Raw genomic sequence first — 21,983 nt, 5'->3', positions numbered from 1 at the left:
CCCGGGTAGGGGGCCTCAGGCAAGCACAGCCGGACCGAAGGAGGAAGACGCCCGACTACCCGGGACTCTCCAGGAACTCCAGCAGATCGGTCAGCGGGAGCGGCTTGGCGAGATGGGCGTCGAAGCCGGCCGCCCGGGACAGCGAACGGTCGGTGCCATGACTGAACCCGGAGACCGCGATCAGGCGCGGCCGGGTGCCGTGCGGGCGGGCGCGTACCGTACGGGCCACCGTGTAGCCGTCGGTGTCGGGCAGGCCCAGGTCGCACAGGACCACGTCGAAGACGTCGGACTCGGTCGCGGTGAGCGCGTCCGCGCCGGTGTGGACGGCGGTGACGTGGTGGCCCCGGCGCTCCAGAAGGGTGCGGTAGGTCGCGGCCAGGTCGGTGTTGTCCTCGACGATCAGGATGGCCAGTTGGCGTCGGGAACGAGGGGGCGGGGACGGCCGTACCGGCTCCGGAACCGCCTCGTCCGCCTGCGGCAGGAGCACGGTGAACACCGCTCCCTTGCCGGGGCCTTCGCTGCGCGCGCTGATCCGGCCGCCGTGCAGGTCGACCACCGTGCGCGCGACCGCGAGCCCCAGGCCGAGACCCTCGGGTGTGCTGGGGCCCGCCGGGGCCGCGCGGGTGAACACCCCGAACAGGTCCTCGGCCTGGGCGGGTTCGAAACCGATGCCGTCGTCCTCGACGGTGAGCCGGGCCCGCCCCTCCTCGATCGCGAGGCGGACCTCCGTACGTCCGCCGGGCGGGGTGTACTTGAGCGCGTTGGACAGCAGGTTCGTCAGTACCTGCGCCAGCCGCAGCCGGTCCCCGTCGACCACAACGGGCGTGTCGGGCAGGGTGAGTTGGAGCGTGCGTCCCTCGTGTCCGAACAGGCTGCGGATGTCGGCGCACGCGCTCTCGACCACGGACCGCATGTCGACCCGCTCGGGCACCAGTTCCAGGCGGCCGGTCAACGCCCGTGTCCCGTCCAGCAGATCGTTGCTCATCCGCACCAGCGTGCCCAACTGCCGTTCCAGGACCGGCAGTGCGGGATGGCCGCCGTCCGGCAGGTCCAGCGCGAGCAGCTCCACGGCCGCCGTGGCGGCGGCGAGCGGGTTGCGCAGCTCGTGCGAGAGCGTCGCGATGAAACGGTCCTTGGCCCGCTGCTCCTCCATCAACTGCCGCCCCGTCGCGTCCAGTTCGGCGTTCGCGCGGCTCAGCTGCTCGTTGACCTCGCGGATCTCCCGGGCCCGGACGAAGAGGTCGATCTCCATGCCCTCCGCCCGCATCTGTGCCTCGGCCGCGGCGCGTTCCTGCTCCCGGCCGACGTGGCGCAGATGCACGAAGTCCGTGACGTCCTCGACCCGGTGGATGATGTGCGTGACCCGTCCGTCGGCGTCCAGGACGGGGGAGTTGACGGGGCTCCAGTACCGCTCGTCGAAGGTGTCGGCCTCGCCGCCGGGGATGTCGTAGCGCTGGAGGGCCATCGTGTCCTTGCGGCCCGTCGCGACCACCGACTCCAGCGAGCGGCGCAGATTGGCGACCCCGTCGGCCGAGGGGTCGTCCGGGTTGTCGGGGAAGACGTCGAAGATGCGCTGCCCGACGATCGCGCGTTCCGTACGGGTGGCGGCGAGATACGCGCGGTTGACTTCGACGATCGTGAAGTCGGGGCTCAGCACCAGCAGCGGGGAGAGCGCCGCGTCGAAGAGGAGCCGGAAGTCCGGGGTGGGGAGGGGCGGCATGACGGCTCTCAGGGGTCGAGGCGGTAGCCGTAGCCGCGGACCGTGGTGATCCGGGGCGCGGGCGTGGGGAGTGCCGCGAGCTTGCCGCGCAGGCGGTACACGTGCTCGATCACGGTGGCGGGCAGCTGCCAGGAGGCACCCCAGATCCGTTCCAGCACCTGCTCGGTGGAGAACACCCGGCCGGGCGCCTCGCCGAACATCTCCAACAGGGCGTACTCCTTGGGCCGTAGCGTCAGGAAGACGCCGTCGGCGGACGCCTGGCGGGCCGCCGTGTCGATCCGCAGCGAGCCGATCTGGAGGACCGCCGGGACCTCCGGCGGCTGCGATCTGCGCAGTACGGCCCGGATGCGGGCCACCAACTCCCGTTGGGAGAACGGCTTGACCAGGTAGTCGTCGGCGCCGATCTCCAGGCCCGCCACCCGGTCGGCCTCCGCGCCCCGTCCGGAGACCACGATGACCGGGAGGCGGCTGGTGGACCTGAGCGCCCGCAGGAGTTCGAGGCCGCTGCCGTCCGGCAGGCCCAGATCGAGGACGGCGAGATCGACGCGGCTCTCGTACAGGACGGACTTGCCGGCGCGGGCGTCCATGGCCCAGGTGACGGTGAATCCCTCGCGTTCCAGGTAGGAACGGCACATCAGTGCGAAATCGGGTTCGTCCTCGATCAGGGCGAGGTGTGGACGCATTCCGGATCACCTGGCCCAACTGCTGCCCGCTCGTTGTGTCGCTGATGAGCGGGCGTTGATGCCCCGACCATGTGGCGAAGGTAGAACAGTTGGTACCCACGGTTCAAGGGGGAGCCGCTCGGGGGAGTTCCGGCGTGGGCTCGTGCGGTGCGGGGATGTCGAAGCCGCCGCACGGACCCGCGCCGGATCGCGCGCCCGCGCGCGGAAGGCACGGAACGGGGACGGAACACCTTGCACGAGAACAGCCTGTTGCCCGAGAACGCCCTGTTGTACGAGAGCGGCCTGGAGCCGGTGGCCACCCCAGCCTGGCCCGCGCCCGGCGAATACGCCCTGCTGGGCGCACGGGACAGCCTGCTGGTCGTCGACCTGCATGGCGACCTCGACCTCGCGACCGCCACCCCGCTGCGCGAGTGGCTGGACTCGGTGGTGGCGTTGCGTGCGCCCGCCTACGTCGTCGATCTGCGCCGCACCACGTTCATCGACTCCACCGGCCTCAACGCGGTGCTGCGTTTCCGCCGCCGGGTACGGGAGTACGAGGCGGGCTTCGCCGTGGTGTGCGCCCCGCGCACCGTGCGCCTGTTGCGGGCGCACGGGACGCTGGACCTGCTCGACCCGGCGCCCGGCCTCCCGGAGGCGGCCTCCAGGATCGCCGGGCGCTGAGACTCAGACCCGGTCGGCCGCGATCAGCAGATACTGGAAACTGCCGTTGCGGTAGGCGGTCAGGAAGGTGTCCTCGATGCCCGTGACCAGATGGTCGGTCTGCCGGCGCAGCGCCCAATAGGGGATGGCGTCCTCGGTGAGATCCTGGACGTGGACGGGCACCAGCCGGTTGCGGGCCATCGCCCGGAAGTACTCCGACCTCGGGTGGATGTCGCAGATGTAGTGGGCGTTGATGAGGGACACCTCGCGCGAGGCCCGGCCGTACGTGTCGTCGTAGCAGCCGGTGATCACCACATAGCGTCCGCCGCGGCGCAGCAGCCGGGCGTGCTCGGCGAACAGCAGGTCCAACTCCACATACATGGTGGACTCGTTGTTCCAGGACGCGGCGAACTCACCTGTCGGGAAGCCGGTGTCGAGCATGTTCCGGTGGTGGTAGCGCACCTTGCCGTCGATGCCCCGCTTGCGCGCCTGCGCGTTGGCGAACTCGGCCTGCTTGGCGGAGATCGTGACCCCGTCGGCCCGGCAGCCGTAGCGCAGATGCGCTACGACACTGCCGCCACCGCGACCGCACCCCGCGTCGAACACCCGGTCGTCCGGTGTGAGTTGACCGAGGTGGGAGGCGAGGAGTTCCGCCTGCGCGTGTTCCAGGCGGTGCAGTTCGGCGGTGAGCCGCTCCCGGCGCCGGACGGGGTCGGGTTCGTCGAGCACGGACTCGTCGGCCCCGCCGATTCCGTAGTGGTGGTGGTACAGATCGTCGATCTGCCCGAGGTCGAGGTTGACCGGGTTCTCTTCGGCGTTCCAGTAGTCCGCGACACGGTTCTGGTACGTGGACTGGGTCGGCACCGGTGCTGCTGCGGTGCCGGCGTCGGTGGTGGTCAACAGTGACTCCTAGCGTGCTACGTCTGACAGTGCGTCAGGGGCCGGTCTGTTACCAGTAGTTGGGCAGGTGGTATCGGTGGGTGTTGGTCGCGTGCCACTCGTGGTTGCCGGCCACCCAGGCGGCGAGGCCCCGGGTGTAGCGCTCGACGAGGGGCGAGGCGGCGGACAGCACCGCGGACTCCTCCTCGAAGGCTTCCATGATCCGGTTGTGGATCCCGACGGACTTCAGATAGGCCGCCTTCAGCCCGCACCGCTCGTTCGCGGCGACGACCTGCGGAAGGTTGAGGTGGTCAGGGTCGGACAGCTCCTTGGTGAAGGAGTAGAGGTCGTTGACGATCGTGGTGGCGTTGCCGGCGAGGGCCGTGATCCGCTGGATCTCGGGCCGGGCGTAGACCTGCTCGGGCAGTTCGTAGCCGTCGACCGTGTCGACGACCGCCAGACAGGGCCGGAAGTTGTTGAACTGCCGCATCACCAGGTACTCCCAGACCCGCGGTACGTACCGGATCTCCATCCAGGCGGCCTCGCCCAGGTAGCCCAGGTGCAGCCGGGCGAGGTCGTGCACGAGCCGGTCGGTCTGGCTGGAGGTGGCGAGGAGGGCGTAGTCCTTCAGCGCGAAGTGGTACGAGCGCAGCGGCCCGTCGGCCTGCACGCCGTGCCGCCACTCCTCCTCGTATTCGGGGGTGGAGTGGAAGGGGTCGAGCGCCGACTGCCCGAAGATCAGCCGTCCGCCCAGGCCGCGGTGCGAGCCGCCCTTGTCCTCGTCCTCCTCGCAGTAGCAGTTGTCGACGATGTTCTCGGCGAGCAGCAACTTGCCCGCGGCGGTGAGCCGTTCGAGGTCGAGCGCCCCCGGGTGCTGGAGCACCACGGCCCGGCCGAACTGGAACCCGGCGAAGTCCCCGTCCCACGCGGCGGGGAACAGTTCGTGCCCGCGGGCCCAGGCCTCCAGCCTGCGGTCGATCTCCGCGGCCTTCTCCGGGTCGGCGGGTGCGGCCGGTTGGTACTTGAGCCCGGGGATCGCCCCGGTGCGGCGGGCCCGCACGGTGCTCGCCAGGTTCGGCGGGCCGGGCAGCGAAAGGGATGTGGTCATGGAGTGCTCCACGCCGTCATTCGGCGGTCCGGCCGATCTGGACGTTCTCCAGGATTCCCGCCGCGTCGGGGACCAGGATGGCCATCGAGTAGTACGCGGTGACGAGGTAGCGGATGATCGCGGCCGAGTCGATGCCCATGAAGCGCACGTTCAGACCGGGCTGGAACTCCTCGGGGATGCCCGTCTGGAACAGCCCGACGACACCTTGGTCGGCCTCGCCGGTGCGCAGCGCGATGATGCTGCTGGTGTGCTGCGGGGTGATCGGGATCTTGCCGCACGGGAAGAACGGGACGCCGCGCCAGGCGGGGATCTCGTGCCCCTCGACGTTCACCGTGCCGGGTACCAGACCACGCCGGTTGCACTGCCGGAAGAAGGCCGCGATCGCCTTCGGATGGGCGAGGAAGAGCCGTGTCCTGCGCCGCATGGCGAGCAGTTCGTCGAGGTCGTCGGGGGTCGGCGGGCCGGTGAAGGTGCTGATGCGCTGGGTGTAGTCGATGCTGTGCAGCAGCCCGAACTCCCGGTTGTTGACCAGCTCCCACTCCTGCCGCTCGCGGATCTCCTCGATGGTGAGCCGCAGTTGCTGCTGGGTCTGGTCCATCGGGTCGTTGTAGAGGTCGGCGACCCTGGTGTGCACCCTCAGTACGGTCTGGGTGAGCGACAACTCGTACTCGCGCGGGGCGAGTTCGTAGTCGACGAAGCCCCCGGGCAGCGTCGGCTCGCCCACATGGCCGGCCTGCACCGGGACGTCGGCCTCGCCCTTGCGGTTCATCGGCAGGCGTTGCCGCTCGGCGTACGCCTCCAGATGGGCGGCCAACGACGGTACGCGGTCGGTGAATTCGGCCATCACGTCCCAGGGCAGCACGAGCAGGACGCCCGCGGTCTCGGCCCGCACGGAACTCAGCCACAGGGGATCGGACTGCCCTATGGCCTCGTCGCCCATCTGGTCGCCGTCGGTGACGACGCCGAGGATCTCCTCCTCGTCGTACTTGCCGGCGGTGAAGCGGGTGAAGCGGCCGTGGGCGACCAAGTAGGCCTCGGTGACGGGCTGTCCGGCCTCGAAGAGGACCTGGCCTGCCCGCACCTCCCGGACCCGGAACCGGCTCGCGACCTGCTTCAGCACCTCCGTGTCGGAGTACCCGCGCAGCACGGGCAGTTCGGTGAGTGTCTCGGGGATGACCTTGATGTCGTCGGCGCCGTTCTGCTCGAACCGCACCCGGCCGCGGCCGACGCTGAGCTGGAGCCGCCGGTTGACCCGGTAGGCACCGCCCCGCACGTCCACCCAGGGCAGCATCTTCAGCAGCCATCGCGAGGTGATGGCCTGCATCTGCGGTTCGGACTTGGTGGTCGTGGCGAGCTGACGTGCCGCCAGGGTGCTGAGACTGGTGGGTTGTTGACCGTTGCCGGGTGTCGCGGGGCCGGGTTCGTCGGTGGCGGGTCCGTGGGCGCTTTCCGGAGTGGACACATTCCCTCCCGGGAGGTGAACAGGGGTGAGCGCGTCGTCGGTGTACAAGCCAAACAGTCCTGCCCAGGACCGGTAACCGCGCGCAGGGGGCGGCTTCACGCCCTGGAGGGTGTAAACCGTCGGTCGAGGCGGGGAGAGGAACAGATCGTTCCCGTGCCCCGGCGCGCGGGGCGCGAACACGCCTCACCTGCGCGAAACCCCGCGCGCCGCCTACCTGTTGAGGTCGTCCACCCGCGAACCCCCGCGCGCCGCCTACCCGTTGAGGTCGTTCACCAGCACCGCGGCCCCGTCGAAGCGGCCGGCCTTCAGATCCGCCAGCGCGTCCGCGGCCCGGGAGAGCGGATAGGTGTGCGTGGTCGCGCGCACGTCGTGCCGGGCGGCCAGGGCGAGGAACTCCCTCGCGTCCTCCCGGGTGTTGGAGGTGACGCTGCGCAACTCCCTCTCGTAGAACAGCTCGTGCTCGTAGTTCAGTGGCGGTGTGTCGCTGAGGTGGATGCCCGCGACCGCGAGGACCCCGCCCCGGTCGAGCGCCCGCAGCGCGACCGGCACGAGATCGCCGACCGGCGCGAACAGGATCGCGCTGTCGAGCGGCTCCGGCGGCGCCTCGTACGCGTCACGCGCCGAGGTCGCCCCCAGCTCCAGCGCGAGCCGCCGCGCCGCCCGGCCCCGGGTCAGCACATGCACGGTGGCTCCCTCGGCGAGTGCCACCTGGGCGCACAGATGGGCGCTGCCCCCGAAGCCGTAGAGACCGAGCCGGCCGCCCGGCGGCAGCGCGGCCCGGCGCAGCGCGCGGTAGCCGATGATCCCGGCGCACAGCAGCGGCGCCAGGGCAACGTCGTCGAGGCCGGCGGGCAGCCGGTGGGCGAACGCGGCCGGTACGGTCGTGTACTCCGCGTAGCCGCCGTCGGCGTCCCAGCCGGTGTACGCGGAGCGCGGGCACAGGTTCTCGGCCCCGCGCAGGCAGTACACGCAGGTGCCGTCGGTACGGCGCAGCCACGCGACGCCCACCCGGTCACCGACCGCGAACCCGCTCACCGCGGCCCCGAGCCCCGCCACCACACCGACGACCTCGTGTCCCGGAGTCACCCCCGGCCGGTGCACCGGCAGATCCCCCTCGGTGACATGCAGATCCGTCCGGCACACCCCGCACGCGCGCACGTGCACCAGCAGTTCGTCACCGTCCGGTACCGGCACCGGCTTCTCCACCAACCGGAGAGCGCCCTCCTCGACGGGCCCCGGCTCCGCCACCGCCCACGCGCGCATCGTCCTCGCGTCCGCCATGCGTCCAGTGTGGAACGGACCGGGGCGTTCGGCGCGCGCCCGGCTCTCCGGGTGACTAGCGTGAGAATCCGGACAACCCGACCTACCGGAGAGGGCCGCAGCCATGGCCGTACAACCTGAGGGAACCCCCTGTTGGGCCGACGCGATGTTCAGCGACGTCGAAGGAGCCAAGCGCTTCTACGGCGAGGTCCTCGGCTGGACCTTCGGCGACGCGTCGTCGGAGTACGGCAACTACACCCAGGCCTTCGTCGACGACAAGGCCGTGGCGGCCGTCGTACCGCCGATGCCCGGCCAGGAGGGGCAGTCGCAGTGGTGCCTGTACTTCGCGTCACAGGACGCGGCGGCCACCGCGGCGAAGATCCGCGAGAACGGCGGCCAGGTGCTGATGGAGCCGATGAAGGTCGGCGACTTCGGCACCATGTGCCTGGCCAGTGAGCCCAGCGGCGCCGTCTTCGGCGTCTGGCAGGCCGGCGTCCACGAGGGCTTCGAGGCCACGGGCGTACCCGGCACCTACGCCTGGGCCGAGGTCTTCACCCGCGAACCCGAGAAGGCGGACGGGTTCCTCCCGGCGGTCTTCTCGTACTCGGCACAGCAGATGGACGACGCCAACGTCGACTTCCGCGTCTACAACCTCGGCGAGAACACGGTCCTGGGCCGGATGAAGATGGGCGACGAGTTCCCGCCCGAGGTGCCGTCGTACGTCAACGTGTACTTCGCCGTGGACAATTGCGACGACGCCGTGGCCACGGCCACCAAGCTCGGCGGCATCCTCCGTTTCGGCCCCATGGACAGCCCCTTCGGACGGTTCGCGGCCCTGAGCGACCCGCAGGGCGCCTCGTTCTCGGTGATCGACATGACCACGACCCAGGGAGAGATGCCGACGATGACGGACGTCTAGCCGAGCAGCCCCTTCACCGGCGGCGACCAGGTCGTCCTTCGTACACGCGGCGGCTCGGGGACCGAGTCGGTCACCCGGTGCTCAGCCCTCCCTCGTAGTGGGACACACGGTTGGCCACGGCGACTCCCCAGGGGACGCCGAAGAGCAGGACGAGCGCCAGGCCGAGGACGAGCGGAGCCGGGCGCAGGGCGCCTACTGCCAGGCACAGGACGGCCATGGCGACACAGGTGCGGGCCAGGGGGCGGTAGAGCCCGGGGTTCTCGTCCCAGTGGCGCAGGGACGCCGCGAGCACCATCGTCGCGCAGAGCACGACTGCCGCGCCCCCGCACAGCACCCATGCCGTGGCCGCGGGGGTCCGGCTGTCGTGGGCGTGCTCGACGAGGCCGACCATCGCGGCGCCCATGGCGGCCACCGAGGCCGTGATCGGCAGGTGGACCACCATCCACAGCAGGGCGCACGCGCGCGTGGGCCTCGGCAGCCGGTGTCCGGCGAAGTCGAAGTAGGTCCACCACGCGCCGAATCCGACGACCACGGCGACGAGTCCGACGGCGAGGGTGAGCGCGTTGGTCGGCTCGTGGGCCAGCCCGTCGACCACTCCGGTCACGTTCTCGCCGAGCACGATGATGATGAACAGCCCGAACCGCTCCGTGAGCGCGTCGGTCACGCTGAGCGCGACCACCTGTTCCGGGATGGCCCTCCCGATCACGAACACGAACCCCGCCAGGTAGCCGACGGCCAGCACACCCCACGTCAGCACGCGGGCGTTCGCCGGCAGGGCGGCGCTCGCTGCGAGTACGACCGCGCAGGCCGCCGTCCCCGTCACGTACAGCATGCTGGGGCGCCGGAATTCCGGCGTGTCACCGCGCGAGGCGAGCAGCCACAGCAGCGCCAGGACCGCGAACAGCACCCCCGCGTCCACGGCGAACGCGGCACCGCGCTCGTCGCCCGCCCCGGGGATGAACGCGCCCAGCGGGACCAGCACGAGGATCTGGAGCAGGAACATGCTCCGGCCGCGCGCGTCCTCGTGCCCGTGCAGTTCGTGGTGCAGGCTGCCGTTGAGCCACGCGATCCACACCAGCGCGAACACCGCCGCGAACAGGCCCAGGCCGTGCAGGTCGAGTTCCCCGGACAGGTGATGGGCGGCCTGCGCGACCAGGACGACCACGACCAGGTCGTAGAAGAGTTCCAGCGGTCCGACCACCCGCTCGCGCGGCTGCTCCCCGTGGGGGCGCGGAGGCCGCCACAAGTGGCGGCGCACCCGGGCCCATTGCTCTTGTCGCGTGGTCATGCGCGCAGCGTAGAGGGCCGGCGGGCAAGATCTCGGACACGGTCCACGGACTTCTGCGAGGGCAGGGCCGGTTCACCCGAGGCCGAGCCCGTCGCGACGCCATGGCATGATCGGGCGCATGCGTGAACGTGTGGTGGCCGCGTGCGACGGGGCTTCGAAGGGGAATCCCGGGCCGGCCGCCTGGGCCTGGGTCGTGTCGGACGACAAGGAGAGCCCGGCCCGCTGGGAGGCGGGACCGCTCGGCAAGGCCACCAACAACGTCGCCGAACTCACCGCGCTGGAGCGCCTGTTGACGGCGACCGCACCGGACGTACCGCTGGAGATCCGCATGGACTCGCAGTACGCCATGAAGGCGGTCACCACCTGGCTGCCCGGCTGGAAGCGCAACGGCTGGAAGACCTCCGGCGGCAAGCCCGTGGCCAACCAGGAGCTGGTCGTCCGTATCGACGAACTGCTCGACGGCCGCTCGGTCGAGTTCCGTTACGTCCCCGCCCACCAGGTCGACGGCGACCCGCTGAACGACTTCGCCGACCGCGCGGCCAGCCAGGCGGCCATCGTCCAGGAGCCCGCGGGCAGCGACCTCGGCTCCCCGGAACCGCCTCCCTCGCCCGACACCCCGAAGAAGCCCGCCCGTGCGGGCGGGGCCAAGTCGGCCCGGAAGAGCACGAGTTCGGCCTCGCGCACGATCAAGGCCAAGTTCCCCGGCCGCTGTCTGTGCGGTCGCGCCTACGCGGCCGGCGAGCCCATCAGCAAGAACGCCAAGGGCTGGGGACACCCGGAGTGCGCTACGGCCGAGGTGTAAGCACCCCGCAGGGCCGGTTCACTCCACGGTGAGATCCGAACGCATCGCTGTCCGAAGGGCGTTGAGGATCTCACTGACGGCGTTCATCGCCGACGACCACTCGGGGTCCGTGCTGACGTCGGGGCCGTCGAATCGGTCCCGTAGGTCCCGGACCCGCCCGAACGCCTGGTCCGCCGTGTCGCCGAGCTGCTCGGGGGCGATGATCAGCATCTGGTAGCGGAGCTGGTAGGCGTTGGTGGATCCCAGGATCTCGCCCGCCTGCCTGATGCGTTCTTCCCTGGTCAGGCCGGTGTTGCGCTTCAGGTCCCGAAGGCGGTGCGTGGTGAGCGAGAGCGCCCCGAGGTATTCGGCGTACAGCTGCTGCCTCACGACGCGTTCGCGGGCCGTGTGCTCCCGCTGCCACCGTGACCGCTCGGCGAACAGCGTCGTACCGACACCCAGGATGGCGCCGAGGGCGGTACCCGCGAGAGTTCCCCAGTCCACGGTCCGATGGTAGGCAGGCGCGGCGGAGCCGGAACCCGGAACCCGGAACACCGAGGCGCCGGGGGAACGCCACCCCTCCATGCTGCTACTCTGCGGTTCCACTTGACCACTTTGAGTAATCTCCAGGGGTGTGCGCGTGAAGGTCGCCTGTGTCGGAGGCGGGCCCGCCGGTCTGTATCTCTCGATCCTGCTGAAGCGTCAGGACCCGTCCCACGACATCACCGTCTACGAGCGCAACCCCGAGGGTTCGACCTACGGCTGGGGCGTGACGTACTGGCGTGGACTGCTCGACCAACTCCGGGAGTACGACCCCGAGTCGGCGCAGGCCGTCGACGAGCACTCGGTGCGCTGGAGCGACGGCGTCGCCCGCATCCGGGACCTGACGACCACGCAGCCCGGGGACGAGGGACACGGCATCGGCCGCCACCGACTCCTCAAGATCCTCGCCGAACGGGCCCGATCCCTGGGCGTGCGGCTGGAGTTCGAGCGCGAGGTCACGGCGGACGACCTGCCCGACGCCGATCTGATCGTGGCGGCCGACGGCGTCAACAGCGCGCTGCGCACCCGCCACGCCGACCACTTCGGCGCCGAACTCAAGCCCGGCCGCAACCAGTACATCTGGCTCGGCACCAGCAAGGTCTTCGGCTCGTTCACCTTCGCCTTCGTGGAGACCGACCACGGCTGGATCTGGTGCTACGGCTACGCGTTCGGCCCCGAGGGCAGCACCTGCGTCATCGAGTGCGCACCCGAGACCTGGACCGGTCTCGGCCTCGACACCGCCGCCGAGGCCGATGGACTCGCCCTGCTGGAGAAGCTCTTCGCCGACCTGCTGGACGGCCACTCCCTGATCGGCCGCGCCTCGGCCGACGGCAGCGCCCAGTGGCTGAACTTCCGCACCCTCACCAACCGCACCTGGCACCGCGACAACCTCGTCCTGCTCGGCGACGCCGCCCACACCACCCACTACTCCATCGGCGCCGGCACCACCCTCGCCCTGGAGGACGCCATCGCCCTCGCCGACGCCCTGCGCGACCACACCGAACTGCCGCAGGCCCTCGCCGCCTACGAACAGCGCCGTAGATCCGCCCTGTTGTCCATCCAGAGCGCGGCCCGCTACAGCGCCCAGTGGTACGAGAACCTCCAGCGCTACATCCACCTGCCCCCGCACCGCATGTTCGCCCTGCTCGGCCAGCGCCACTCGCCCCTGCTGCCGTACGTCCCGCCGCAGGTGTACTACGGCATCGACAAGGCGGCCGGACGGCTGGAGGCGCTGCGCCGGTTCAAGCGCTGGCTCGGCCCCAAGGTCGCGCGGACCGTGCACGCGCGGGCGCTCGCCTCCCGCAAGTAGGGCGCCCTCCGCGGGCGGTCCGGCTTCCGGGGGTGGCCGGGGAAGGTTGGGTGAATGGCTATTCACCAGTTAGGGTGAATAGCCATTCACCTTATTTTTTCAGGCCAGCTGGAGTGCCCATGGGCCAGCCCGTCCCGATACCCGCCCCGCCCGGCAGCACCGCCGGGCGGACCCCCGTGCGGGACCGGCTCACCGTTCCGGTGCTGGCGTTCGGCGGGATCCTGATGGCGGTCATGCAGACCGTGGTCGTCCCGCTGCTGCCGTCCCTGCCCCGGCTCACCCACTCCTCAGCGGGCGCCGTCTCCTGGATGGTCACCGCGACCCTGCTCTCCGGCGCCGTCCTCACCCCCGTGCTCGGCCGGGCCGGCGACATGTACGGCAAGCGCCGGGTCCTGACCGGCGCCCTCGGTCTGATGACCGTCGGCTCGGTCATGTGCGCCCTGTCCTCCGACATCCGCGTGCTGATCTTCGCCCGCGCCCTGCAAGGCGCCGCGGCTGCCGTGGTCCCCCTGTCGATCAGCATCCTGCGGGACGAGCTGCCCCCGGAGCGCCGGGGCAGCGCGGTGGCGTTCATGAGCTCCACGGTCGGTATCGGCGCCGCACTCGGACTGCCGCTCGCGGCACTGATCGTGCAGTACGCCAACTGGCACGTCATGTTCTGGGCGACCAGCGCGCTCGGCGCGATCGGTGTGTGGGGGATCTGGTGGGCGGTGCGCGAGTCGCCCGTCCGTGAACCGGGCCGCTTCGACGTGCTCGGCGCGCTGGGCCTGGCCGTAGGACTGGTGTGTCTGCTTCTCGGGGTGTCCCAGGGCGGCCAGTGGGGGTGGGGCAGTTCGCGGATCCTGGGGCTGTTCCTCGCCACGGTCGTCGTGTTCGGCCTGTGGTGGTGGCAGCAACTCCGCGTGCGGCAGCCGCTGGTGGACCTGCGGTTGGTGTCCCGCCCCCGGGTGGGTCTGTCCCATGTGGCGGCCCTGCTGACCGGCTTCGCGTTCTACGCCAACTCCCTGGTCACCGCCCAGCTGGTGCAGGCGCCCAAGGCCACCGGGTACGGGCTCGGACTGAGCATCGTCCAGACCGGCCTGTGCCTGCTGCCCGGCGGCATCATCATGCTGCTGCTCTCGCCCGTCTCGGCCCGGATCTCGGCGGCCCGCGGCCCGCGCATCACGCTCGCCATCGGGGCCGCGATCATCGCGCTCGGCTATGTGGTGCGCATCGCCGACAGCCGTGACCTGTGGACGATCATCCTCGGCGCGACGGTCGTCGCCACGGGCACCACCTTCGCCTACTCGGCGCTGCCCACGCTCATCCTGCGTGCCGTCCCGGCCGGCCAGACCGCGTCCGCGAACGGCGTCAACGTCCTGATGCGCACCATCGGCCAGGCCGTGTCCAGCGCCGTGGTCGCCGCCGTACTGGTGCACCACACCAGCCTGGTCGGGGGGCTCCCGCTGCCCACGCTGCACGGATATCTGATGGCGTTCGCCATCGCGGGCGTGATCGCCCTGGTGGCGTGCGCGGCGGCACTGACCATCCCGGGCGACCCCGCCTCCGACGACACTCGGCCGGCTTCCGACCGTGCTCAGGGCGCGCGGGACGAGGCGTTGGAGGGAGCATGAGTGCCGTGAGCACCACTCCACCCACCGCGTCCCCGCCCGCACGCCGGGACGCCGAGGCGACCAAGGCGGCCATCCTCAGGGCCGCCCGCTACCTCCTCGCGCGCAACGCGCACGCCGACATCACCCTCAAGGCCGTCGCCGAACGCGCCGGTGTCAGCGCCCCGTTGATCCTCAAGTACTTCGGCAACAAGGACGCCCTCTTCGCCCGCGTCATGTCCTTCGAGACCGACGCGGCGGACCTGCTGGACGCCCCGCTCGACGGACTCGGCCGCCATATGGTCCGGCACGTCCTCGTCAGCCAGCGCGAGCGGGGCGCCGACCCGCTGCTGCGGATCGTGTTCGCCCCCCTCCAGGGCGACCACGGCGACATCCTGCGCGTCAACTTCCGCGCGCAGGTGGTCGATCGCCTCGCCGAGCGCCTCTCCGGCCGCGACACCGCCCTGCGCGCCGAACTCGCCGTCGCGACCATCCTCGGCCTCGGCGTCATGTACGGCATCGCCCGCGGCACCCGGCTGCGCGTGACGGCCATCGACACGATCGTCGACCGCTACGGACCCACCGTGCAGGCCCACTTGACGCCCTGACCCGGAGACAGCCTGGCCGGCCCTAGCCGAACAACCGGTCCAGGAAGGCGTTCCCGAACACCCCGTGCGGGTCCAGCCGGTCGAAGGTCCCCTCGGCCTGTCCCCACACCGACTCCCCGAAGGAGCCCGGGATCGCCGTGCCCAGCACCTCCTCGTCGCTCCACGCGGCCTGCTCGGTGTAGGCCCAGCCCTTCGACCACTCGACCCGGGTCAGCGCGTCCGTGCCGTCGTACGAGCGGTACAGGAACTGCTCCAACTCCCGCAGGAACTCCTCCGCGTACGGCGTGCCGGGCAGGGTCAGGACGTCCAGCCAGATCGCCGTGTCCCACTCGGGGTGCTCGGAGCTCGGGCGCAGCGCGGACAGCAACGGGGCGCGGGCGCCCGCGAGTTCGGAGTCGGCGGGGTGGTCGAGGCCGGTCACCCGGATCTCGACGGTGCCGTTGACGGGGAAGCGCCCGAGCGCGGCGTACGCGGTGAGCCGTTCCTGGTAGAAGTCGGTGAACTCGTGGACGACGCGCTGCACTTGGGCCCGTGAGGTGAGCACCGCGTAGCCGTTCGCGGTCTCCCGCAGGGTTGTCGGCTTGATGTAGAGCAGCGTGTTCTTCGACGGCCCCCAGATGTCGGCCGACAGCGTCGTCGTCAACCCCAGCGCGGCCACGTCGAGTTGGGCGTTGCCGAGCACCGGCGCCAGATACCACGCGGCATCGGACAGGATCCGCCCGACGAGATCCGCGATCAGTGTCGGCACGTTGTCGGAGAACGGGTAGTTGTACGGCGATGTGACGTGCCGCGAGGTCAGCGGCCGGGTCGGTGCGACGCTCCACACCTTCAGCCAGGGGAACTCGGTGAACGCGAACCAGATCGCCTCGGCCCGCCCCGCCTCGTCCAGGAAGCTCGCGAAGGTCCGCCCGCCGGACCCGGGCGCCGCGAACAACTCGGTGGCCGGGATGTCCGTACGGCTCACGCACCGCAGGTTCGCGTTCGCCCCGACCCGCAGCACGACCTCGGTGACCAGCGAACGCCCCAGGTGCGTGAGGAGCGCCGCGCAGTCCGCCTCGTCGCGGGTGTAGGTCCGCAGCACATAGGCACCCGTGTCCGTGTCCCACACCACCGCCGTCAGCGACAGCACCAGATTGCTGAGCGACCCGAAGGTGTGCCCGGCGGTCCGCTGCTCGCCGTTCGCCGGTACGGCGGTGCCGTGCGCGTCGATGGCCAGGGCGCCGCCGAGCGTCAGGTCGCCGGGCGCGGGCGAGGCGGTGAGACCGAGGCCGTGGCCCTCCAGGAACGTGAGCAGTGCCTCCAGGGTGACACCGGTACCGGCCCGCACGGCGGAGCCGGAGTCCAGGGTCAGGCCCGTGAGGTGCGGGGCGGTGTCGACCAGCAGCACCGGCGCGTCCGACGTCGTACCGGACTCGATCGTCAGCGGTGACCAGCCGTGCGAGGAGCCGCGGGCGCGGGCCCGCCAGCCGTGCTGCCAGGCCCAGTTGACGACGGACACCACCTGGCCGGGGTCGGTCGGCGCACACGCCCACAGTCCGTCGGCGGTGATCTCGCCGACCCAGTTCCGGTACGCCGAGCGGTAGAGGTCCACATCGCCGGGGAAGTCGGGCAGCTCGGCCGCGGCGACGGCCGGATCGGCCGTCAGGAGTACGGGTACGGCGGCCAGGGCCGCCGCGGAGAGGAGGAAGCCCCGACGGGTCCAGGGAGCGGAACTGCCCTTCCCCGGCTGGAGGTTGTTCGCCACTTGATCGGTCACGCGCACACGCTAGGCGCGAGTTGACACGAGTAGGCATCCTGTCGAACCGGTTCACTCGTGTGAGTGAAAGATTCACAGGTCGCGGCCCGGAGGAGCCCGATCCGCGCATGTCAGTGGCGGATGACAGACTGAGGGCATGGACGAACGTGTAATCGGCAGGTCGAATCAGCAGCTGTCCGTCGTCGGTCTCGGCACCTGGCAGCTGGGCGCCGACTGGGGGGACGTCGACGACAAGGAAGCCCTCGCCGTGCTGGAGGCGGCGGCGGAGTCGGGGGTGACCTTCTTCGACACGGCCGACGTGTACGGCGACGGGCGCAGCGAGCAGACCATCGCCACCTTCCTGAGCGGGCGGCCCGATCTGCATGTCCTGGTCGCGACGAAGATGGGCCGCCGCGTCGACCAGATCCCGGAGAACTACGTCCTCGACAACTTCCGCGCGTGGAACGACCGTTCGCGCCGCAACCTCGGCGTCGACCGCATCGACCTCGTGCAGCTGCACTGCCCGCCCACGCCGGTCTACTCCTCGGACGAGGTGTTCGACGCCCTCGACACCCTGGTCGCGGAGGAGCGCATCGCCCGGTACGGCGTCAGCGTGGAGACCTGCGAGGAAGCCCTCACCGCGATCGCCCGGCCGAACGTGACCAGCGTGCAGATCATCCTCAACGCCTTCCGTATGAAGCCCCTGCTCCAGGTGCTGCCGGCCGCGCAGGAGGCGGGCGTCGGCATCATCGCGCGCGTGCCGCTCGCGTCGGGCCTGCTGTCGGGCAAGTACACCAAGGACACGGTGTTCCCGGAGAACGACCACCGCACGTACAACCGGCACGGCGAGGCCTTCGACCAGGGCGAGACCTTCTCCGGCGTCGACTACGCGACGGGCGTCGAGGCCGCCGCCGAGTTCTCCGCCCTCGCCCCCGAGGGTTACACCCCGGCCCAGCTGGCCCTGCGCTGGATCATCGACCAGCCCGGTGTCACCACGGTCATCCCCGGCGCCCGCTCACCCGAACAGGCCCGAGCCAACGCGGCCGCCGCCAAGCTGCCCGCCCTCTCCGAGGAGACGCTCACCGCGATCCGGGACCTCTACGACCGCCGGATCAAGGGCCAGGTGGAGAGCCGCTGGTAGGCCACGACCTCCTCTGAACAGCCCTCCGTCAGGCTGTCCTCCGTTTGAACGGGCGGCGGTCCGGTTACACGGACCGCATGACCCAGGAGGAAGATCGGCGGACGGGGCGCGACGAGTCCGAGGACGAGAGAGCGGACCGGATGTGGGGCGAGCTCATCCAGGAGGTCCGGGTCGCGCAGACCGGCGTACAGATCCTGTTCGGGTTCCTGCTCACGGTCGTCTTCACCCCGAAGTACGAGCAGCTGGAGCACGCGAACCAGGTCCTCTACCTCGTGACCGTCGTCCTCGGCGCCACCGCCACCGGCGCACTGATCGGCCCGGTGTCCCTGCACCGCCTGGTCTCCGGCCGGAGCGTGAAACCCCGGGCGGTGCGCTGGGCGTCCCGGCTGACCTTCGTCGGCCTCGTGCTGCTGCTGGCCACGATGACCGCCGCACTGCTGCTGATCCTCCGGGTCGCCACCCACGACGCGTACGTGCCCTGGCTGGTCGCGGGGGTGGTCACCTGGTACCTGCTGTGCTGGTTCGTACTGCCGCTGTGGGCGCGACAGCGCGATACGACCCGATGACCCCGAGCCGCGCCATCTGCCGGTCGTGGACCCGGCTGAGCAGCAGCACCGAGACCGTGGCCCCGATCAGCGCGCAGAACATGTCCCACTGCGTGTCCCACACATCCCCCTGAGTGGCCAGGAAGGCGTCCGCACTGTGCCCGCCGATCACGGCCGCCGCCCACTCGAAGAGCTCGAACAGGGCACTGAAGGCGAGACACGCGCACACGGTGAGCGGCGCCAGCCAGCGGCTGCCGCGCAGCGGTGAGGTGCGGGTGAGCAACTCCCGTACCAGGACCGCCGGTACGAACCCCTGCGTGAGGTGGCCGAGACGGTCGTAGGGATTGCGGCTGAGACCGAAGGTGTCACGGACCCAGTCGCCCGCCGGTACCTCCGCGTACGTGTAGTGGCCGCCCACGGCGAGGACCAGCGCGTGCGCGGCGAGCAGACAGCACAGCAGGCCGGTCATGGGGAAGCGGCGCCAGGTCAGGACGATCACCGGGAGTCCGACGAAGACCCACACGGTCTCCAGGAACCACGTCGTGCGGTCGTGCGGATGCCAGGCGGAGAGGGCCATGCCGACGACCACCAGCGCGACCATGGCGGCGGGCAGACGGCGCCGCGGTGCGGAAGCGAGAACGGACACGATGGGGCTCCCTTGTCGTGGGGAGCCCCATCGTGTCCGAAGGCCCAACTCGCTACATGAGTACGGCTACTCAGCCGGAGTGGTGGTCTTGCGCAGCGCGTTGAGGCAGCTGTCGATGGCCTGCTGGAGCTCCTCCAGACGCTGGACCATGTCGTCCTCGTAGAAGTCCTGGGCGTCGTCGAAGGTCAGCTCCTCGAACGCCTTCGTGGCCTTCTGGAGACTGCTGTAGAACTTGGTCCGCTTCTCCTGGACGCGCAGTTCGGGGTCGGCCTCCACCGCCTCGACGACCAGGTTCTTCATCGTGTCGTAGGCCTCGGTGGCCCACCCGCCGGTGTCCTCGCCGTCCTCCAGCTCGTCGAGGAGCGACAGGTGCCGCTCGGCCTCCTGGCGCAGGTCGACGGGCGCGTCGACGGTCTGGCCGGCCGGGGTCTTGATCTGGCCCGACTCGGCGATCTGCCGCACGTAGCCGATCCGGTCCGCCGAGCGGCTTTCCGTCGCCACCGCCTTCTTCAGGTCGTCGGTGCGTACGACGTCCCGGGCCAGCTCGGACTGGAGTTCCGGGTCCTCCCGGACGCGGTCCAGCAGGGCCTGCCGGGCCGCCCGCGCGGTGGACGGGTCGGCGAGGATCGCGGCGCGCAGCGCGGTCGGGTTCTCCGCGACCTCCAGCGCCTTGGTGGGGCGGATGCCCTCGGCCTCGGCGGCCTCGGTGATGGCGGTGCCGCGCTCGGAGGTGGCGCTGGAACGGGAGACGTAGTAGTTCAACCACACGTCCGCGTCCGGGAGTTCGACCTCCTGGCCGGGGGCCAGCTCCTCGAAGTGCGGGACGAGACCGTCGTCCGCGGCCCGGTCCCAGGCCTTGTAGTAACGCATGACGCGCTCGGGGGAGCAGTCGGCGAGTTCGGCGAACTCCTTCGCGGACACCTTCGGCGTCTCGTCCGCGCTCTGCCCGCCGGGCCGGACGCTGCGCGCCACCTTGAGGCCGAACGCCCAGCCGCCGGTGCGGGCGTAGGCTCCGAACTCGTGCGCGTCCCGGGCGACGAGGCCGGCGTCGTCGAGAGCGGTGAAGGACGTCTCGGCCTGGTCGATCACTACGGTCAAGGCGGACTCTCCTGGGCTTGTGATGAGGCATGGTGCGAACACGCAGCCTATATCCACCCATTGCCGCTGGTTTGAGCGCCCGGCCCTCGCGTCGCCGTCGGTGCCGTCAGTTCGATTCCCGCCGGAAGGTCTTGAAGAAGGTCTGCAACGCCTGGCGGTTGGCCGCGTCGTTCCATTCGTCGGCGGGTGTCGTCCACCGTAGCGAGAAACTGCGCCCGCCGCCGATCAGGAAACCGCGGCCGAGTGTGCGCACCCGGTCGTCGCCGGTTCCGGAGAGCCACTCCAGGTCGGCGGCCTTGTCGCCCTGGTACGTGGTGGCCTGGATGTCGCCGATCTGCTGGAAGCCCTCGGTCTGCTTCAGCCCCGGCAGGACATCGTCACGCCAGATGGCGACCGGGTCCGGGCCCGCCTGCGTGCTGTACGTCACCGCCAGCGTGCGCGGGTCGCCCGTGGCACCGAAGGTGACCCGATAGGCGCCGGACACCTGCTGGGTCTCCACCACCTTCCAGCCCTTGGGGAGCGCGACGGAGAAGCCCTGCGGCGCCTTGAACACCCGGAAGCCGGCCGGCAGCGCCGAGACGGTGGGGGAGGGGGACGCGGTGACGGAGGGCGAGGCGGACGCGGAAGCGGTCGGTGAGGCGGGGGACGTCGGCGACGGCGTGGCGGACGGAGAGTAGGCGTGACCGTCGACGTTCTCGCCGGGGGTGCTGACCGAGGCGGACGCGGACGGCAGGGGGGAGGGCTCGGTCGTCGCCGAGGTCTGGGTGCCGGGCAGCTGGTGGGTGGCGGCCAGGACGGCGACCGTGACGGTGCCGACGGCGAGGGCGGTCCCGGCGGCCATGCCCCGGCCGCTCCAGGTGGTCCCCGCCCCGCGCACGGCGTCGTAGGCCCGCCGCAGCCGGGGCAGCGGGACCGGCTCGCGGTCGGCGTACGGGTCCTCTTCGAGGATGCGGGTGAGGATCTCGCGGACCACCGGGCGGGTCGGCCGCTCCCGGGAGTTCTTGCGCAGCAGCCCCTGCACGACCTGCGCCAGCGGCCCTGCGCGCGACGGGCCGCGCATCGGGAGCCGGTCGACGCCCTTCATGGTCGCCTCGGGGCGGCCCCGGTCGCGGAACGGCGGGTGTCCCTCGACCAGCGTGTAGAGGATCGCGCCCAGCGCCCACAGGTCGGCGGCCGGACCGATGCGCTCGTCCCGGGCCTGTTCCGGCGAGGCGTACGACGGTGCGGTGATCCGCGGCGCGAGGGTGGCGCCCGCGAGTCCGAAGCCGGTGAGGACGACCCCGCCCCGGTCGCGCACGAACACCTGGCCCGGGCTGAGTTCGCCGTGCGTGATGCCCTCGCTGTGCGCCGCCTCCAGGATGTCGAGCAGTTCGAGTCCGATGCGGGCGGCCCGCACATAGTGGAACGTGCCCTGCTGGGCGAGGAGTTGGCCGAGCGGTGTGCCGTCGATCCAGTCGGTGACGGTCCACAGCGTGCCGGCCTCCTCGACGGCGTCGACGACCGGGGCGACCCGGGTGGGGCAGAGCAGCACCATGACGTCGGTGGTCCGCCGGATGCCGGCGGTGATCCGGCCGGCGCCCTCCGGGTCCGGGGCGACGGGGAGGGTCACCTGCGTGAGGAGGCAGGGCTGTTCGGCGATCGTGTCCTCGCCGTACCAGGAGACGCGGTTGGTCTCGCGGTGCGCGACCTCCATGGGCCGGTATCTGCCGGCGACCGACTCGTGTACGGAGACGTGCGTCTCGACCATGGCCATCCCTCGCTGAACCCCTGGCTCTCACCTTTCCCAGAAGTACGGTGGGTGTGCTGGGCTGCGTTCAAAGGAAGCCCAATTCCCTTGTGTTTCTTGCCTTTTATTCAACGGCGCCGAGCAGGTGTGCGAGAAATCGAGTCGCGGGGAGCTCCCAGGTCGCCGCTCGTGTGCCGGGGCCGGTGAATTCGCGCCGGAGGCTTCCCTGGCGGAATATCACCGCCCCGACCTGGTGGTAACCAGCGGTAAACGCCGACATGAAGACCGCGAATACGCGAGGGTT

20 protein-coding genes are annotated in these 21,983 nt (G+C 70.8%); 8 read left to right on the top strand and 12 right to left on the bottom strand.

The features are described 5' to 3' along the window. Positions 1-55 precede the first annotated feature (55 nt). Positions 56-1,720, bottom strand: a complete 1,665-nt coding sequence (locus ACNFOC_RS08405) for a hybrid sensor histidine kinase/response regulator (RefSeq protein WP_416958260.1) — start codon at positions 1,718-1,720, stop codon at positions 56-58. Between the two features lie 8 nt (positions 1,721-1,728). After that, positions 1,729-2,403, bottom strand: a complete 675-nt coding sequence (locus tag ACNFOC_RS08400) for a response regulator transcription factor (RefSeq protein ID WP_416958259.1) — start codon at positions 2,401-2,403, stop codon at positions 1,729-1,731. A 231-nt stretch (positions 2,404-2,634) separates the two neighbouring features. On the opposite strand from ACNFOC_RS08400, the gene ACNFOC_RS08395 reads away from it, so the two are divergent. Next, positions 2,635-3,063 carry an STAS domain-containing protein gene (locus tag ACNFOC_RS08395; RefSeq protein ID WP_416958257.1) on the top strand — a complete coding sequence of 143 codons (429 nt, stop codon included), beginning with the start codon at positions 2,635-2,637 and terminating at the stop codon, positions 3,061-3,063. A 3-nt stretch (positions 3,064-3,066) separates the two neighbouring features. Here ACNFOC_RS08395 and ACNFOC_RS08390 read toward each other — a convergent pair whose 3' ends face one another. The 4 genes from ACNFOC_RS08390 to ACNFOC_RS08375 form a co-directional block, all read right to left on the bottom strand. Then, positions 3,067-3,942 carry a geranyl diphosphate 2-C-methyltransferase gene (locus tag ACNFOC_RS08390; protein ID WP_416958255.1) on the bottom strand — a complete coding sequence of 292 codons (876 nt, stop codon included), beginning with the start codon at positions 3,940-3,942 and terminating at the stop codon, positions 3,067-3,069. A gap of 49 nt (positions 3,943-3,991) precedes the next feature. Continuing rightward, positions 3,992-5,029, bottom strand: coding sequence for a family 2 encapsulin nanocompartment cargo protein terpene cyclase (locus ACNFOC_RS08385; protein WP_416958252.1), 1,038 nt, complete (start codon positions 5,027-5,029; stop codon positions 3,992-3,994). A gap of 16 nt (positions 5,030-5,045) precedes the next feature. Then, complete coding sequence (locus tag ACNFOC_RS08380; RefSeq protein ID WP_416958249.1) at positions 5,046-6,491, bottom strand: family 2B encapsulin nanocompartment shell protein; 1,446 nt, start codon at positions 6,489-6,491, stop codon at positions 5,046-5,048. Between the two features lie 252 nt (positions 6,492-6,743). Next, positions 6,744-7,754 carry a zinc-binding alcohol dehydrogenase family protein gene (locus ACNFOC_RS08375; protein WP_416958307.1) on the bottom strand — a complete coding sequence of 337 codons (1,011 nt, stop codon included), beginning with the start codon at positions 7,752-7,754 and terminating at the stop codon, positions 6,744-6,746. 121 nt (positions 7,755-7,875) lie between these two features. Between ACNFOC_RS08375 and ACNFOC_RS08370 the strand changes: the two genes are divergently transcribed. Continuing rightward, a complete protein-coding gene (locus tag ACNFOC_RS08370) occupies positions 7,876-8,670 on the top strand; it encodes a VOC family protein (protein WP_416958247.1) in 795 nt (264 codons plus the stop codon). Positions 8,671-8,740: 70 nt separating this feature from the next. On the opposite strand, the gene ACNFOC_RS08365 is transcribed toward ACNFOC_RS08370, so the two are convergent. Beyond that, positions 8,741-9,958: a low temperature requirement protein A gene (locus ACNFOC_RS08365; RefSeq protein ID WP_416958245.1), complete on the bottom strand. Its 1,218-nt coding sequence runs from the start codon at positions 9,956-9,958 to the stop codon at positions 8,741-8,743. 106 nt (positions 9,959-10,064) lie between these two features. On the opposite strand from ACNFOC_RS08365, the gene ACNFOC_RS08360 reads away from it, so the two are divergent. Then, entirely contained in the window at positions 10,065-10,760 is a 696-nt protein-coding gene (locus tag ACNFOC_RS08360) for a ribonuclease H family protein (protein WP_416958243.1), read from the top strand. 18 nt (positions 10,761-10,778) lie between these two features. Here the strand turns inward: ACNFOC_RS08360 and ACNFOC_RS08355 are convergent, their stop codons facing one another. Next, entirely contained in the window at positions 10,779-11,243 is a 465-nt protein-coding gene (locus ACNFOC_RS08355) for a hypothetical protein (RefSeq protein WP_416958241.1), read from the bottom strand. Positions 11,244-11,379: 136 nt separating this feature from the next. Here ACNFOC_RS08355 and ACNFOC_RS08350 point away from each other — a divergent pair, with 136 nt between their 5' ends. From ACNFOC_RS08350 to ACNFOC_RS08340, 3 genes are all read left to right on the top strand, one after another. Further along, on the top strand, positions 11,380-12,591 hold the full coding sequence (locus ACNFOC_RS08350) for an FAD-dependent monooxygenase (protein WP_399193923.1): 1,212 nt from the start codon (positions 11,380-11,382) through the stop codon (positions 12,589-12,591). A gap of 119 nt (positions 12,592-12,710) precedes the next feature. Further along, on the top strand, positions 12,711-14,204 hold the full coding sequence (locus ACNFOC_RS08345) for an MFS transporter (protein WP_416958239.1): 1,494 nt from the start codon (positions 12,711-12,713) through the stop codon (positions 14,202-14,204). Beyond that, positions 14,201-14,788 carry a TetR/AcrR family transcriptional regulator gene (locus ACNFOC_RS08340; protein WP_416958237.1) on the top strand — a complete coding sequence of 196 codons (588 nt, stop codon included), beginning with the start codon at positions 14,201-14,203 and terminating at the stop codon, positions 14,786-14,788. Before ACNFOC_RS08345 ends, ACNFOC_RS08340 begins: the two co-directional genes overlap by 4 nt. Before the next feature lie 22 nt (positions 14,789-14,810). Here the strand turns inward: ACNFOC_RS08340 and ACNFOC_RS08335 are convergent, their stop codons facing one another. After that, positions 14,811-16,544, bottom strand: coding sequence for a cholesterol oxidase substrate-binding domain-containing protein (locus tag ACNFOC_RS08335; RefSeq protein ID WP_416958236.1), 1,734 nt, complete (start codon positions 16,542-16,544; stop codon positions 14,811-14,813). A gap of 136 nt (positions 16,545-16,680) precedes the next feature. Here ACNFOC_RS08335 and ACNFOC_RS08330 point away from each other — a divergent pair, with 136 nt between their 5' ends. Together ACNFOC_RS08330 and ACNFOC_RS08325 are read left to right on the top strand one after the other, a co-directional pair. After that, entirely contained in the window at positions 16,681-17,664 is a 984-nt protein-coding gene (locus tag ACNFOC_RS08330) for an aldo/keto reductase (protein WP_416958234.1), read from the top strand. A gap of 77 nt (positions 17,665-17,741) precedes the next feature. Beyond that, positions 17,742-18,230 (top strand): DUF6328 family protein, encoded by a 489-nt coding sequence (locus ACNFOC_RS08325; protein WP_416958232.1) that lies wholly within the window; start codon positions 17,742-17,744, stop codon positions 18,228-18,230. Here the strand turns inward: ACNFOC_RS08325 and ACNFOC_RS08320 are convergent. The 3 genes from ACNFOC_RS08320 to ACNFOC_RS08310 form a co-directional block, all read right to left on the bottom strand. Further along, positions 18,163-18,810, bottom strand: coding sequence for a DUF2238 domain-containing protein (locus ACNFOC_RS08320; protein ID WP_416958305.1), 648 nt, complete (start codon positions 18,808-18,810; stop codon positions 18,163-18,165). The two genes, ACNFOC_RS08325 and ACNFOC_RS08320, sit on opposite strands and share 68 nt — an antisense overlap. A 111-nt stretch (positions 18,811-18,921) precedes the next feature. Further along, positions 18,922-19,944, bottom strand: a complete 1,023-nt coding sequence (locus tag ACNFOC_RS08315) for a hypothetical protein (protein ID WP_405976564.1) — start codon at positions 19,942-19,944, stop codon at positions 18,922-18,924. Positions 19,945-20,059: 115 nt separating this feature from the next. After that, on the bottom strand, positions 20,060-21,706 hold the full coding sequence (locus tag ACNFOC_RS08310) for a serine/threonine protein kinase (RefSeq protein ID WP_416958230.1): 1,647 nt from the start codon (positions 21,704-21,706) through the stop codon (positions 20,060-20,062). Positions 21,707-21,983 lie beyond the last annotated feature (277 nt).

This window comes from Streptomyces colwelliae (assembly GCF_048158785.1).
Classification (GTDB): Bacteria; Actinomycetota; Actinomycetes; order Streptomycetales; family Streptomycetaceae; genus Streptomyces.
The sequence above is the reverse complement of the archived record's forward strand: the minus strand, read 5'-3'. Positions and strand labels throughout refer to the sequence as shown.

What these genes read in the sequence shown, in the direction of transcription:
- ACNFOC_RS08330 (WP_416958234.1), top strand. Translation starts at nt 16,681, where the DNA reads ATGGACGAACGTGTAATCGGCAGGTCGAATCAGCAGCTGTCCGTCGTC.
- ACNFOC_RS08385 (WP_416958252.1), bottom strand. Translation starts at nt 5,029, where the DNA reads ATGACCACATCCCTTTCGCTGCCCGGCCCGCCGAACCTGGCGAGCACC.
- ACNFOC_RS08325 (WP_416958232.1), top strand. Translation starts at nt 17,742, where the DNA reads ATGACCCAGGAGGAAGATCGGCGGACGGGGCGCGACGAGTCCGAGGAC.
- ACNFOC_RS08375 (WP_416958307.1), bottom strand. Translation starts at nt 7,754, where the DNA reads ATGCGCGCGTGGGCGGTGGCGGAGCCGGGGCCCGTCGAGGAGGGCGCT.
- ACNFOC_RS08365 (WP_416958245.1), bottom strand. Translation starts at nt 9,958, where the DNA reads ATGACCACGCGACAAGAGCAATGGGCCCGGGTGCGCCGCCACTTGTGG.
- ACNFOC_RS08320 (WP_416958305.1), bottom strand. Translation starts at nt 18,810, where the DNA reads ATGGTCGCGCTGGTGGTCGTCGGCATGGCCCTCTCCGCCTGGCATCCG.
- ACNFOC_RS08360 (WP_416958243.1), top strand. Translation starts at nt 10,065, where the DNA reads ATGATCGGGCGCATGCGTGAACGTGTGGTGGCCGCGTGCGACGGGGCT.
- ACNFOC_RS08310 (WP_416958230.1), bottom strand. Translation starts at nt 21,706, where the DNA reads ATGGCCATGGTCGAGACGCACGTCTCCGTACACGAGTCGGTCGCCGGC.
- ACNFOC_RS08400 (WP_416958259.1), bottom strand. Translation starts at nt 2,403, where the DNA reads ATGCGTCCACACCTCGCCCTGATCGAGGACGAACCCGATTTCGCACTG.
- ACNFOC_RS08405 (WP_416958260.1), bottom strand. Translation starts at nt 1,720, where the DNA reads ATGCCGCCCCTCCCCACCCCGGACTTCCGGCTCCTCTTCGACGCGGCG.
- ACNFOC_RS08345 (WP_416958239.1), top strand. Translation starts at nt 12,711, where the DNA reads ATGGGCCAGCCCGTCCCGATACCCGCCCCGCCCGGCAGCACCGCCGGG.
- ACNFOC_RS08340 (WP_416958237.1), top strand. Translation starts at nt 14,201, where the DNA reads ATGAGTGCCGTGAGCACCACTCCACCCACCGCGTCCCCGCCCGCACGC.
- ACNFOC_RS08370 (WP_416958247.1), top strand. Translation starts at nt 7,876, where the DNA reads ATGGCCGTACAACCTGAGGGAACCCCCTGTTGGGCCGACGCGATGTTC.